This window comes from Kitasatospora sp. NPDC004614 (assembly GCF_042873675.1).
In the GTDB taxonomy this organism is placed as follows: Bacteria; Actinomycetota; Actinomycetes; order Streptomycetales; family Streptomycetaceae; genus Kitasatospora.
Window position 1 is genome coordinate 78,617 of record NZ_JBIALR010000005.1, and the last position, 12,964, is coordinate 91,580.

Genomic DNA, 12,964 nt, shown 5'->3' on the forward strand with positions numbered 1-12,964 from the left:
AGCACCGTTGTGGTGTGGTTGTCAGAGGAATATGAACAACAGGGATCCGGTGACGGCGAGCAGGACGGTGCCGATGCCTGTCCGGGCGAGGCCGCGGCGGACTCGGCGGGTGCGCAGGAGTTCGGAGCGGTGCGGGGCGAACCGGTCGACGGCGCGGAGGGTGAGGGCGACCAGGGTGGCGCCCACGATCAGGAGTCCGGCGACGGTGGTGAGGAGCGTGATGAAGAGCCTGCCCGCGGTGATGACGTCACAGATGCCGTCCTGGGCACAGCGGACCTTCACCACGGTGCCGGCCGGGTATTCCTCCGGCGCTTGGCGCAACAGCAAGCCTGCGCCGGTGACGGGTGCGCCAGGGTCGCCGGTGCCGTAGCAGCTGGTGACGGAGTCCTTGCTCCCGTGGTGGGTCTCGCACGCTCCGACAGTCATCCGCAGCTCCGGCCTGCTGTGCATGTCGGCGAGGGCCAGCGTCTGCAGCGCGCCGCCGAACAGAAACAGGGGTCCGATCACCGCCCCGATCAGTTGCAGCAGCCACGCAGGCGTCGGCGTCCGCTTGGGGGCCGGCGACAGATCGCGGCGTTTCGGGGTGAGCCCGTGCTTCGTCCGGTTGCGCTTCTTGTGGTGCTTCTTGGTGGCCATGACGGGCCCTCACCTGTTCCTTGTGGTACGAGGCCGTGGGGCGCACAAGTTACTCCCGCGAGCGGGTCGCGGATAGGATCATCGAATGACCGAGTTCCGCATCGTGGAAGCAGTGGCGCTGTCGCCCGAGGAGACCTGGCGGCGCGTCACCGACTGGCCCCGGCACGGGGAGGCGGTGCCGTTCACCGTGGTCACCGGTGACGGCCGGACGGTGGTGGGGCGGACCGGGATCGGGCGGTTCGGGTTCGCGGACGTGATGGACGTCGAACGGTGGGAGCCGCCGCAGGGGAGTTTCGGGGCCGGGCGGTGTCGGCTGGTCAAGCGTGGGCCGGTGGTGACGGGGTGGGCCGAGATCGAGGTGCGGCCGTACCGGGGCGGCAGCGTCGTCCGGTGGCGGGAGGAGCTGCGGATCGGGGTGCTGCCCGGCCTGTTCGACCGGCCGACGGCGTGGTGCGGCCGGGTGGTGTTCCGGCGGGCGCTGCGCACGCTGCTGCGCGGATGAGGAAGGCCCGGACCGCCGCCGCGGTCCGGGCCTCCTCAGTGGCAGGGCGTCAGATCAGGCCCTGGGCGAGCATCGCGTCGGCGACCAGCTCGAAGCCGGCGATGTTCGCGCCGACCACGTAGTTGCCCGGGCTGCCGTACTTCTCCGCCGTGGTGAAGCAGGAGTCGTGGATGTGCTTCATGATCTCGCCGAGCCGGTGCTCGGTGTGCTCGAAGGTCCATGAGTCGCGGGAGGCGTTCTGCTGCATCTCCAGCGCGGAGGTGGCGACACCGCCCGCGTTGGCGGCCTTGCCGGGCGCGAACGCCACGCCCGCCTCCTGGAACACCCGCACCGCCTCCGGGGTGGTCGGCATGTTGGCGCCCTCGGCGACGGCCTTCACGCCGCCGCGGACCAGCGCGAGCGCGTCCGCCTCGTGCAGCTCGTTCTGGGTGGCGCAGGGCAGCGCCACGTCGCAGGGGACGTTCCAGACGCCGGTGCCCGGCACGTACTTGACGTGCTCGCCGCGCGCCTCGGCGTAGTCGGAGACCCGGCCGCGACGGGTCTCCTTGACCTCCTTGAGCAGCGCCAGGTCGATGCCCTTCTCGTCGACCACGTAGCCGGTCGAGTCGGAGCAGGTCAGCACGGTCGCGCCCAGCTGCTGGGCCTTCTCGATCGCGTAGATCGCCACGTTGCCGGAGCCGGAGACCACCACGCGCTGCCCGGCCAGGCTCTCGCCGCGGACCCGCAGCATCTCCTCGGTGAACATCACGCAGCCGTAGCCGGTGGCCTCGGTGCGCGCCTGCGCGCCGCCCCAGCCCAGGCCCTTCCCGGTCAGGACGCCCGACTCGTAGCGGTTGGTGATGCGCTTGTACTGGCCGAACAGGTAGCCGATCTCGCGGCCGCCGACGCCGATGTCACCGGCCGGGACGTCGGTGTACTCGCCCAGGTGGCGGTGGAGTTCGGTCATGAACGACTGGCAGAACCGCATGATCTCGGCGTCCGAACGGCCCTTGGGGTCGAAGTCGGAGCCGCCCTTGCCGCCGCCGATCGGCATGCCGGTCAGGGCGTTCTTGAAGATCTGCTCGAAGCCGAGGAACTTGACGATTCCGAGGTTGACGGAGGGGTGGAAGCGCAGTCCGCCCTTGTACGGGCCAAGTGCGCTGGAGAACTCCACCCGGAAGCCCCGGTTGACGTGGATACCGCCCTTGTCGTCGGACCACGGCACGCGGAAGATCAGCTGCCGCTCGGGCTCGCAGACCCGCTCGATGATCCGCGCGTCGACGAGTTCGGGGCGCTGCAGCAGGACCGGGCCGAGCGTTTCGAGGACCTCACGGACCGCCTGGTGGAACTCGTTCTCGCCCTGGTTCCGCCGCAGGACTTCCTGGTACAGCGGCTCGATCAGGCGGGCGCCGGCGTCGGTGGACGCGGCAGAGCTGTGGGTGGCCGGCATCAAGGCACAACCTTCCGTGAATCGGATGGTGCACGAGGGCGCCCCGCGAGGGGGCCGCCCCTGGTCCTCCTCGCCGTTGAGGATCGCCGCCGGCATGCCTGACACGCGCCGCGCGACGGGGTGGGACCTATGGTCCACACCATTGTCACAGTGCTGACCTGTATTCATCGACAGCGTGTCCAGCATGTGAACACCCGATCGGGTGAATTCGGCCGCTCGGCCCCCCTCAATGCCCAAACTCAAAGAATCGTGCGGATCCGGTGACGGTTCGGTGATCAGCGCAGGAGGACTGCGACGCCGTTGCGCTCGAAGATCTCGTCGATGATGCGGAGCACGGATCCGCGCCCGGGCTCGGCCGGATCCAGCAGCTCCGCGTCGAGCGCCGTCCGGCTCGGGCCGGAGTGCTCCCACTCCAGCGTGACGGAGGCCGCGCCGCCCCAACTGGGCAGGCAGAGGCAGTCGTTCAGGGCGTCGAGGTTCCAGCCGAAGTAGCCGCCGGGGCCGTTCACGGCCTCGCCCAGTGCGCAGTAGAACGCGTACTCGTCCACGATGTGCCGCCCGTCGAGCCGGTAATGGCCGTGCGGCGGCCACTGCTTCTCGGGTGCGGGCGGCCGGTGGGAGAACAGTGCGGCCCCCGCCCAGGCCATCCGGCCCGCCCGGTCCAGGCCGTGCCAGAGGCCGGGGCGGTCGAGGGTTCCCGATCGGCGCAGGCGCCAGGGCAGTTCGCAGGCCGGGGAGAGACTGTCTCCGCACAGTTCGACGGTGATGTCCCACAGCCCCGCGCCGCGCTCGGACGGCTGCGCGGCCAGCACGGTGACCCCGTAGACCGACAGCCGGCCCATGCGGCGGTCCTTCGCGTCGTGCAGATACAGGTCGGCCCAGCCTTCGAGCGCGGCCCTGCGGGTACCGATGCGGTCGAGGGCGGCGAGCAGCGAACCCGCGGGTGTGCAGCCCAGCAACTGCACGTCCCAGAGGTACTGGTCCTCCTCCGGGGTTGAGTAGTCGTACCCCGCGAACAGGCCGGCGAACTCCTGGACGTGTCCCCAGGAGTCGTCGTGCTCGTCGCCGATCAGTTCCCCGCCGATGCTGTGACCCGCCAAGTCCCTGCCCCCTTCGTCGTGTTCGGGGCAGGGTACCTGGCGGGGCCCGTCACATGCGGGGCTGGAGCCACCAGGCGGTGGTGGCCGGGGGGAGGATGCCCGGGGGGCAGGGGGCGGAGGAGAGGAGGGGGGTGCCGGTGACGGGGGCGGGGGCGGGGGTGGTGCCGAAGTTGGTGGCGACCAGGATGCCGTCGCCGCGGGTGAAGGCGAGGACGTTGGGCGGGGTCTCCAGCCAGCGGAGGGTGCCTTCGCCGAGTTGCGGGAGCAGGCGGCGCAGGTGGAGGGCCTCGCGGTAGAGGTGGTAGGGGGAGGTGTGGTCGGTGAGGGCGCGCTCGGCGGTGTGGGCGGCGAAGGACGGGGGCTGCGGCAGCCAGGTGGGGGCGGAGCCGTCGGGGCTGAAGCCGAACGGGGCCTCGGTGCCGGCCCAGGGGAGCGGGACGCGGCAGCCGTCGCGGATGCCCTTGCGGCTGCCGGTGCGGTGGAAGATCGGGTCGGTGATCACATCGTCCGGCAGGTCGTCGACCTCGGGCAGGCCGAGTTCCTCGCCCTGGTACAGGTAGGCCGCGCCGGGCAGTGCCAGCATCAACAGGGCGGCGGCGCGCGCCCGTTCGGGGCTGCCGAAGCGGGTGGTGGTGCGGACCTGGTCGTGGTTGTTGAGCACCCAGGTGACGGTGGATCCGGTGGCGGTGATGTCGCGCACCGCGGCGTCGATCACCTGGTGGAAGTGCTCGCTGTCCCACGGCGCGTGCAGCAGGTGGAAGAAGAACGCCTGGTGGAGCTCGTCCGCCCGGACGTACATGGCCTGTTCGGCGGGGGTCGGCACGGAGGCCTCGCCGACCAGCAGCCGCTGCCGTCCGTCGAGCGCGGTGTACTCCTCGCAGATCGCCCGCCAGGCGCGCCAGATGTCGTGCACCTCGGGCTGGTTCCAGGCCAGCGGGTTGACGGAGTCGCGGGTGCGCTCGTCGGCCTCCGGGTCGGGGGAGTCGGGGAGTTCGGGGTGCTTGAAGAGGCCGGCGGCGACGTCGATGCGGAAGCCGTCCACGCCGCGGTCCAGCCAGAAGCGCAGGACCTTCTCGAACTCGGCCGGCACCTCGGGGTTGCGCCAGTTCAGGTCCGGCTGTTCGGGGGTGAACATGTGCAGGTACCACTGGCCGGCGGTGCCGTCCGGTTCGGTGATCCGGCTCCACGCGGGGCCGCCGAACATGGCCCGCCAGTTGTTGGGCGGGAGTTCGCCGTCCGTGCCGCGGCCGTCCGCGAAGTGGAAGCGCGCCCGCTCGGGGCTGTCGGGGGCGGCGAGCAACGCGTCCTGGAACCACGGGTGTTCGGTGGAGCAGTGGTTGGGCACGGTGTCGAGGACGAGGCGCAGGCCGAGCTTGCGGCAGTCCTCGACCAGCAGGTCGAAGTCCTCCAGGGTGCCGAACATCGGGTCGACGCCCTTGTAGTCGGCGACGTCGTAGCCGTGGTCGTGCTGCGGTGACGGGTAGAACGGGTTCAGCCAGACGCCGTCCACGCCCAGGCGCTTCAGGTAGGGCAGCTGGGCCCGCACGCCCGGCAGGTCGCCGATGCCGTCGCCGTTGGAGTCCTGGAAGCTGCGGACGTACACCTGGTAGATCACCGCGGACCGCCACCAGAGCTCGTCGGGCGCGCCCGGAGCCGTCTGTTCGGCCGGGAGTCGGCGTTCCGCGGGGGCTTCGGCGGACTGGCCGGGGAGCTGGGCGGGGCGCGGCGGATCGCCGGGGACGACGGGCGTGATCATGCGTCACCTTCACGGGAGCGCGCGAGGGAGGTCGCGCTGGCAGGCGTGGGAACCGGCTGACAGGCCGTCAGTTCCTCGGGGATACCTGCATGTTAGGTATACGCCAAAGAGTGTGTCCAGGAGACTGGGGGGACGTCTGTCACCTTCTGCGCCACAGGGTGCCACCACTTGGGCCGTTTCGGATCGGGTTCCGGACGAATAACCGGGCGCGCTCGGGGGTAGGGCACGCCCAGGAGCGCCGCCCGGCGCGCGGCCGAACACGGTCCGACCGCCCGGCGCACCCCCCTGAAGTTCAAGGAGGCACCCGCGTGCGGCTACCCCTGCTCGCACTGCTCGCCACGGGCCCCGCGCACGGCTACCAGCTCCGCCGGTCCCTGGAGAACACCTTCGGCCCGGCCTGGCCGCCCACCAACGATGGGCAGGTGTACATCACCCTGGGCCGGCTGGAGAAGTCCGGCCTGATCGAGGGACAGGACGTCGCCCAGGACGGCCGCCCCGCCAAGCGGGTCTTCGCGCTGACCGACCCGGGGCGGCGCGAGCTCGCCGACTGGTTCGCCCGGCCGTCCGAGGGCGCCAAGGTCCGCGAGGAGTTCTTCCTGAAACTCGTGCTCGCCCCGCAGACCCGGCTCGCCGACCGCCGCACCCTGATCGACCTTCAGCGCTCGCACTGCCTGGCCACCCTGCGCGGACTGGACGCCAGTGCCGACCGGTCCCGCGAACTCGGCGCCTCCCGGCTGCTGATCGAGGGCGCGGTGCTGCAACTGAAGGCCGAGCTGGACTGGTTGGAGCGCTGTCAGCAGGAGTTCACGTAGCGGGGTTCGCGAGCCCGGCCGCCATGCCGGCCAGCATCCAGTCCAGGGCGCGGTGGAAGTGCTGTTCGCGCAGCAGCTTTTCGGGTTCGTCCGGCCGCTCCACCAGTGCGCCCGACTCGGCGATCTCCGGAACCTCCCGCACCGCCTCGGTGATCTCCTCGATCAGCCCGTCGACGGTGGCGCCGGCCGCGGCCGCCTTCTCCTGCCAGTTGACCTCGTTGGCGGTGAAGCCGTACGTGTACTGGAAGATCGCCGACAGGGCGGCCATCGCGTCGGGCTCCGGCAGCGGCGAGCTGCGCGCCACCTCCACGGCGCGAGCGGAGTAGCGGACCGAGTTCGGCCCGACGTTCAGGTAGTCGTTGTAGATCCGCACCGCCCACGGGTGCGCCAGCATCGTCGCCCGCCAGGTCGCGGCCAGCGCCCGCAGGCCGTCCTGCCAGCTCAGGCCGTCGCCGGGCCGGGGCAGCTCCATCTCGCCCGCCACCACGTCCAGCGCCAGCTCCAGCAGGTCGTCCTTGTCGGCGACGTACCAGTACAGCGACATCGGCGTGACGTCGAGCCGGGCCGCCAGCGCGCGCATCGAGAACCTCGCCTCGCCCTGCTCGTCCAGCAGCCGCACCGCCGCCGCCACGATCACCTCGCGGTCGAGCCCTCCCGCGCCGCCCGCGGCGGCACCCGCCGCGCGGCCGCCGCGGCGGCCCCGGGCGGGCTGCGGGGTGAGCCAGACGCTCTTCTTGATCTGTGAGGCGCGCTTGGCGGCCACGTTGCTCCTTCGCCTTCGGTGGGACGGGCTTCGACGGCCCCCACCGTACGCGTTCGGGCCCGCGCGCGGTGCGCGGGCCCGGGGTGCTCGGTGCTGCTAAGCCGCAGGTGAGGGCTCCGGTACGGCAGCGGGAGCGGTCGGCTGCTCGGTGCCCCGCAGCAGGGCCGCCGAGACCAGGCCGCCGAGCAGGATCGCGGCCGCGCCGATCAGCTGGCTGGAGGTCAGTCCGTCGGAGAACGCCGTCCGCACCACCTCGCGGAGGCTGTCGTCGGGTGCGGCGGCCAGCGCGTCCGGCAGCGACTTCGCGGCGGAGTCGGGCACCTGGGCGGGCAGGCCCGCCGCGAAGCGCGAGCCGAGCACCGCGCCGAGGACGGCCACGCCGAGGCCGCCGCCGAACTCGGTGGCCGTGCCCTGCACGCCCGCGCCCGCTCCCGCCCGCTCCGGCGGGATCGCGCCCATCAGGGCCGTGGCCATGGCCGGCTGGGCCACCGCGATGCCGGCGCCCATCAGCAGCAGGCCGGCGAGCAGGCCGGTGTACCCGTGCGCCGAGCCCGTCAAGGCGATCACCGCGAGGCCGCCGGACAGCAGCGCCATGCCGAGCGCGACCGCCCCCGGGAAGCCGAGCTTCGGCAGCAGCCGGGCGCCGACGCCCGTCAGGTTGAGCACCACGATCGCCAGCGCCAGCGGGGTCATCCGCAGGCCGGCCTCCAACGGGCGGTAGCCGAGCACCAGTTGCAGGTACTGGGTGAGCAGGAACAGCGAGCCCGCCATGCCGAAGGCGACCAGGACGCCGCCCGCGGCCGCGCCGTTGAAGCGGCGGTTGCGGAAGAAGTCCATGTCGAGCATCGGCGTCGGGGTGCGGAACTCCCAGGCCACGAAGGCGGACAGGGCGGCCGCGCCGATCGCCGCGGACAGCAGCACCCGGCCCGAGCCCCAGCCGTGCAGCGGGCCGGAGATGATCGCGAACACCACGCCGACCATGCCGACGGTGGACAGCACCGCGCCCGGGATGTCGGGTCGGCGGCCGGCCGGGTCGCGGCTCTCCGGCAGCAGGCGGGCCACCGCGAACAGGCCGATCAGCGCCACCGGAAGGTTGATCAGGAAGATCGAGCCCCACCAGAAGTGCGCCAGCAGCACGCCGCCGAGCAGCGGGCCGCCCGCGAAGCCGAGCGAGCTGACGGCGCCCCAGATGCCGATCGCCTTGGGCACCTCCTCGCCCTGGAAGACCTGCATCACCACGGCGAGCGTGGTGGTCAGCAGCAGGGCGCCGCCGATGCCCATGCCGGCCCGGGCGGCGATCAGTTGGCCGGTGGACTGGGCGAAGGCGGCGGTGGCGGAGCCGATGCCGAACAGTGCCAGCCCGGCCAGCAGGGCGCGCTTGCGGCCGTACCGGTCGGCGAGGCTACCGGCCGTCAGCAGCAGGCCGGACTGCACCAGCGAATAGGCGTTGATCATCCACTGGATGTCGGCCGTGCCCGCGCCCAACTCCTCGGTCAGCGACGGGATCGCGACGTTCAGCACGGTGTTGTCGAGCAGGACCACCAGGGTGGCGAGACACACCACCGCCAGGATCACCCAGCGGCGCGGGTGCGGAGCGGTGGCTGGGACGGACGTTGGTGACAAGAGGGCTCCCCCGGAATGGACGCGGACGAAGGCGCCCGGTGATGGCCGGGCATGTGTTGTACACCGTAGAGGAATCCTTCTACGGTGTACAACGAATATTCGCGCCAAGGGTCCGGCGGGTTGACGGCTAACGCTATTAGCCTTAGCTTTTGGTGGCGTGACGGCAGAAGGGATGCTCTCCATGGGGAAGTTGACGGATCGACGGCCGGACGGACCCGGCCCGGCGAGTCGGCTGGGGTGGGCGGTCCTGGCGCTGTTCTCGGCCGCCTTCGCGGTCTTCGAGACCGCGGTGCACGGCTGGTGGACGGGCCTGGCCGGTGCCGTCCTGCTCATCGGCCCGCTGCTGGTCCACCGGGCCGCGCACCGCGCGCTGCCGCCGGTCGTCGTGCTGGTCGCCTACAGCCTCTCGCCGCTGGACCAGCCGTGGATCTTCACCGCCGCCCTCGGCCTGCTCACCGCCGTCGCGGTCAGACGTGCCAGCGCTGGTCGGCCGCGTCGTTGCAGTACCACTGGATGATCGGAGTGCGGAGTGCGGAGCTGCCGCCCTGCACGCTGACGCACAGGCCCGAGTTCTTGTTCTTGAAGCGCATGTTCGAGCTGTCGATCATGTAGTTGTCGATGTAGAAGGTCTGGTTCGCCCCGCCGTGGCACTCCCACTGGCCGAGCTGGGCACCCGGCTGGGTGGTCCAGCCCGGCGCCTCCAGGCACAGGCCCCAGCGGTTCACGATCTCGTAGGCGCCGCCGCCCGTGTTCTCGAACGTCCACAGCTGGTCGTTGTTGCCGTTGCAGTCCCACTGGAACGCCGGGAGGCCGTTGCCGTCGCCGCCGCCGTCCAGCGCCAGGCACTTGTTGGTGGCGTTGCTCTTCAGGTTCCCCTGGAAGTCGCTGGCCGCCGACGCGGAGCCCGCCGAGGTCAGCGAGAGCGTCACGGTCAGCGCGGTGACGGCGCCGGCGGTGGTGAGCAGACGGCCGAGGCCGGTCCTGCGGGTCATGGGTCCTCCAGATCGGTGCTGCTGGTGCGGTGCCCCGCAAACCTAGGGCGACGCCCCGGCCGGCCAGGTGCGACGGTGCCCGGTGAGCCCCGCCGGACGGTGTCGAACCGCACACCGAGCGCGTTGATCTTCCGCTCGTGGCGCGGATAGCCTGGGGGCGAATCGACTTCGGATGTCACTCGGGGGAAGCGACATGCGCGAGACGCCCCTGCCGGGGGGTCGGACCGTCCAGCGCCTGCGCCGGGCCGACGACGTCCTCGACCTCCAGGCCGCCGGACGCCGCGGCGGAACCCCCGCCGTCCTGCGCCTGCTCGCCGCCCGCACCCGGGCCGGCGTCCTGCTGCTGCACCCCTCCGGTACCGACGCCTGCCCGCCACCCGCACCCGTCAACGCCGCCGAACGCGCCCTGGCCCGCAGCGCCGTCCGCGAAGCCGTCACCCGCGGCACCGGCTCCGCCGCCGTCGGACAGACCGCCCTGACCTGCCTGGTCGTCACCCTGCCCGGCCGCCCCGGCACCCGACTGCCCGTCCTCGCCGCCGTCGCACCCCGACCCGCCCCGCCCGACCTGCCCGTCCTGCTCGCCGACGCCGCCACCGTCCTCAGCCTCACCTGGGACGCCGAACGCGGCCGCCAACAGGCCCACCAGGCGCAACTCGCCGACACCGGCACCCGCGAAGCCGTCCTCCAATTGCTGATGGCCGGCCAGGTCGCTGTTGCCCGCCGACTCGCCCGAACCCTGCGCAGCGCACTGCCCGACACCGTACGGATGTACGCCGTCGAAGGACCCGCAGCCGCCCGCCGGGACGCCGCCGACTGGGCCGCCACCACCGCCGCCTGGGTCGGCCGCGAACCCGGCGGAGCCGGCCGCACCCTCGTCCTCGAACCCGCCACCGGCACCCGTCCGCTCGCCGCCTGGCTGCACCACCCCGCCGTCGCCGACACCTGCCACGTCGGAATCAGCGACGCCGTCCCGCTGCGCGACACCGCCCTCGCCCACCACCAGGCCCTCCGGGCCCTCACCGCCGCCCGCCGGCACCCCGAACGCCGCGCCGCCCACGCCCAACTCGGCGACCTCGCGCCCGCGCTCGGCCCCGCCGGCGCCGCCTGGGCCGCCGCCACCCTCGCCCCCCTGCACACCCACCGGCCCGCCCGCCCCCAGGACCCCGACGGCCCCGCGCTGCTCGCCACCGCCACCGCGTGGCTGCACCACCCCACCGACGCCGCCGCCCGCCTCGGCATCCACCGCAACACCCTGGCCGCCCGCCTCACCCACCTCCACCACCGCCTCGGCACCGACCCGCACCGCCTCGCCGACCGGGCCGCGCTCTCCCTGGCCCTGCGAGTGCGGACTGACGGGCACTCAATGTGCGTTGGTGGAGCCGGACTTGACGAACTTCTGGCCCAGCCGCAGGTGATCGACTGGGCTTCGAGCCGGCTCCACCCGCTGCACGCCCCCGACGCCCCGCCCGCGCTGGCCGACACCCTCGCGCGCTGGCTGCGCCACGACGCCCGAATCGGCCCCACCGCCCAGGAGTTGGCGCTCTCGCCCTCGGCCGTCCGCAAACGCCTCGGCCGGATCGAGACGCTGCTCAACTGCGCACTGCTGCGCCCACCCACCGCCGTCCACGACCTGTGGCTCGCCCACCGTGCCCTGGAGCTGGCCGGCCGACCTTAGGGTCCGGCCGGGGTCAATTGGCGGAACCGGCAAGCGGCGCGCCGGGCGGCGTGCCTAACGTGGCCTGCCGGGGGGCAGTTCAGAGCACGTTCACGGGTCGGGACCGCCGATTGCGCAGGTCCGGCCCGCTCCTCAGGAGGCAGTACATGAGATTTCGGGCATGTTCGAGCGCGCTGGCGATCGCCGCGCTGACCTTCGGCCTGACCGCCGCCGCGCCCGCGGGCCACGTGATGGGCCCACGGCCGTTCCTGGACCGGCTGAACACCGTCACCCCCGGCCCGTCCACCGTGCCGGGGAACGGTGACCAGAACCCGTACGGCACGTTCACGATCAAGGAGAACGTCGGGGACCTGCACCGGGGCAGCGTCCTGGTCAGCAACTTCAACAACGCGGCCAACCTGCAGGGCACCGGCACCACCCTGGTGCAGGTCGCCCCGGACGGCGCCGTGACGACGTTCGCCACCATCGACCCCGCCCATCTGCCCGGCCCCTGCCCCGGCGGCGTCGGCCTCACCACCGCGCTCACCGTGCTGCCCGGCGGCTGGGTCGTGGTCGGCAGCCTGCCCACCGCCGACGGCACGGCCGCCACCGCGCAGGCCGGCTGCCTGCTGGTGCTCGACCGGCACGGCACCGTCCGTGAGACGTTCGTCGGCGGCGGCATCAACGGCCCCTGGGACATGACCGCCGTCAGCCACGGCAGGCACAGCGACCTGTTCGTCACCAACGTGCTCAACGGCACCGTCGCCGGGGGCGGCGCGGAGGTCGACGCGGGCACCGTGCTGCGGATCTCCCTGACCACGAACGACGACCAGCCGCCGCAGCGCGGCGACACCACCGTGATCGGCTCCGGCTTTCCCCAACGGACCGACCCCGCCGCGCTGGTGATCGGCCCGACCGGCGTCAGCCTCGGACGTGACGGCACGCTGTACGTCGCCGACACGGTGCCGAGCCGGATCACCGCCATCCCGCGCGCGCTCACCCGCGACGACAGCGCCGGCATCGGCCGGGTCATCACCTCCGACGGGGACCTCAACGGCCCGCTGGGCATGACCCTCACCCCCAAGGGTGACCTGCTGACCGTCAACAGCCAGGACGGCAACATCGTCGAGACCACCCCCCGCGGCGAACAGGTGGCGGTGAAGCAGATCAACAACGAGGGCAACCCGGCGGGCGCGGGCGCGCTCTTCGGCCTCACCCTGGACATCGACTGCGACGCCGTCTGGTTCGTCAACGACGCCGACAACACGCTGGACCTGCTGCACTGAGACCGCTTTCGGCGCGCGGCGGCGGGCCCTCCCGCTGCCGCGCGCCGCACGTGCGGTGGGGAACTCCGTTGGTGCGGTGGGGCGTTGAGACCGGCATGGTGGCACTGGTGGCGGTGATGGGCAGCCTGGTGTTCCCCGCGGCGCTGGTGCTGCTGGGGTTCGCGGCCTCGGCGGCGCGACGCGCGGCCGTGCGGTGGACCGGCCCCGCGGAGAGCGGTCGCGGGGTCGGGGCGCAGGCGGGGGAGGAGCTGCACGCGCTGCTGTACGCGGGCAAGCGGGTGCAGTTGGAGCAGCGGCGGATCGAACTGGTGCTGCGCGACGACGAGCACGACGGCGCGCCCCCGCGCACCGGGATCGACCTGGCGGCGGGCACGGCCCGGATCCGGCCGCCGGGCAGCGGGAGTTGACGGG

Annotated in this window: 13 protein-coding genes; 6 read left to right on the top strand and 7 right to left on the bottom strand. The window is 72.6% G+C overall.

Annotated elements, in window-relative coordinates; translation table 11 throughout:
• Positions 1–21: 21 nt before the first annotated feature.
• Complete coding sequence (locus tag ACFYST_RS14195) at positions 22–636, bottom strand: hypothetical protein (RefSeq protein WP_387862087.1); 615 nt, start codon at positions 634–636, stop codon at positions 22–24.
• A gap of 85 nt (positions 637–721) precedes the next feature.
• Between ACFYST_RS14195 and ACFYST_RS14200 the strand changes: the two genes are divergently transcribed.
• Positions 722–1,138 (top strand): SRPBCC family protein, encoded by a 417-nt coding sequence (locus ACFYST_RS14200; protein ID WP_387862090.1) that lies wholly within the window; start codon positions 722–724, stop codon positions 1,136–1,138.
• A gap of 49 nt (positions 1,139–1,187) precedes the next feature.
• On the opposite strand, the gene gdhA is transcribed toward ACFYST_RS14200, so the two are convergent.
• The 3 genes from gdhA to ACFYST_RS14215 all read right to left on the bottom strand — a co-directional run bounded on the left by gdhA (position 1,188) and on the right by ACFYST_RS14215 (position 5,423).
• Positions 1,188–2,567 (bottom strand): NADP-specific glutamate dehydrogenase, encoded by a 1,380-nt coding sequence (gene gdhA, locus ACFYST_RS14205; RefSeq protein WP_387647957.1) that lies wholly within the window; start codon positions 2,565–2,567, stop codon positions 1,188–1,190.
• A 275-nt stretch (positions 2,568–2,842) separates the two neighbouring features.
• Positions 2,843–3,667 (bottom strand): barstar family protein, encoded by an 825-nt coding sequence (locus ACFYST_RS14210; RefSeq protein ID WP_387862093.1) that lies wholly within the window; start codon positions 3,665–3,667, stop codon positions 2,843–2,845.
• Positions 3,668–3,716: 49 nt separating this feature from the next.
• Entirely contained in the window at positions 3,717–5,423 is a 1,707-nt protein-coding gene (locus tag ACFYST_RS14215) for a glycoside hydrolase family 13 protein (protein ID WP_387647951.1), read from the bottom strand.
• 308 nt (positions 5,424–5,731) lie between these two features.
• Between ACFYST_RS14215 and ACFYST_RS14220 the strand changes: the two genes are divergently transcribed.
• Positions 5,732–6,235: a helix-turn-helix transcriptional regulator gene (locus ACFYST_RS14220; protein WP_387862096.1), complete on the top strand. Its 504-nt coding sequence runs from the start codon at positions 5,732–5,734 to the stop codon at positions 6,233–6,235.
• Here the strand turns inward: ACFYST_RS14220 and ACFYST_RS14225 are convergent.
• A complete protein-coding gene (locus ACFYST_RS14225) occupies positions 6,228–6,998 on the bottom strand; it encodes a TetR/AcrR family transcriptional regulator (protein ID WP_387862098.1) in 771 nt (256 codons plus the stop codon). The two genes, ACFYST_RS14220 and ACFYST_RS14225, sit on opposite strands and share 8 nt — an antisense overlap.
• Positions 6,999–7,094: 96 nt before the next feature.
• Positions 7,095–8,621 carry an MFS transporter gene (locus ACFYST_RS14230; protein ID WP_387862101.1) on the bottom strand — a complete coding sequence of 509 codons (1,527 nt, stop codon included), beginning with the start codon at positions 8,619–8,621 and terminating at the stop codon, positions 7,095–7,097.
• Between the two features lie 181 nt (positions 8,622–8,802).
• On the opposite strand from ACFYST_RS14230, the gene ACFYST_RS14235 reads away from it, so the two are divergent.
• Complete coding sequence (locus tag ACFYST_RS14235) at positions 8,803–9,138, top strand: hypothetical protein (RefSeq protein WP_387862103.1); 336 nt, start codon at positions 8,803–8,805, stop codon at positions 9,136–9,138.
• Here ACFYST_RS14235 and ACFYST_RS14240 read toward each other — a convergent pair.
• Positions 9,089–9,613, bottom strand: a complete 525-nt coding sequence (locus ACFYST_RS14240) for an RICIN domain-containing protein (RefSeq protein ID WP_387647936.1) — start codon at positions 9,611–9,613, stop codon at positions 9,089–9,091. The two genes, ACFYST_RS14235 and ACFYST_RS14240, sit on opposite strands and share 50 nt — an antisense overlap.
• Positions 9,614–9,806: 193 nt before the next feature.
• Here ACFYST_RS14240 and ACFYST_RS14245 point away from each other — a divergent pair, with 193 nt between their 5' ends.
• From ACFYST_RS14245 to ACFYST_RS14255, 3 genes are all read left to right on the top strand, one after another.
• Positions 9,807–11,288, top strand: a complete 1,482-nt coding sequence (locus ACFYST_RS14245; RefSeq protein ID WP_387862106.1) for a helix-turn-helix domain-containing protein — start codon at positions 9,807–9,809, stop codon at positions 11,286–11,288.
• 146 nt (positions 11,289–11,434) lie between these two features.
• A complete protein-coding gene (locus ACFYST_RS14250) occupies positions 11,435–12,553 on the top strand; it encodes a hypothetical protein (RefSeq protein ID WP_387862109.1) in 1,119 nt (372 codons plus the stop codon).
• Between the two features lie 71 nt (positions 12,554–12,624).
• A complete protein-coding gene (locus tag ACFYST_RS14255; protein ID WP_387862111.1) occupies positions 12,625–12,960 on the top strand; it encodes a DUF6191 domain-containing protein in 336 nt (111 codons plus the stop codon).
• Positions 12,961–12,964: the final 4 nt, after the last annotated feature.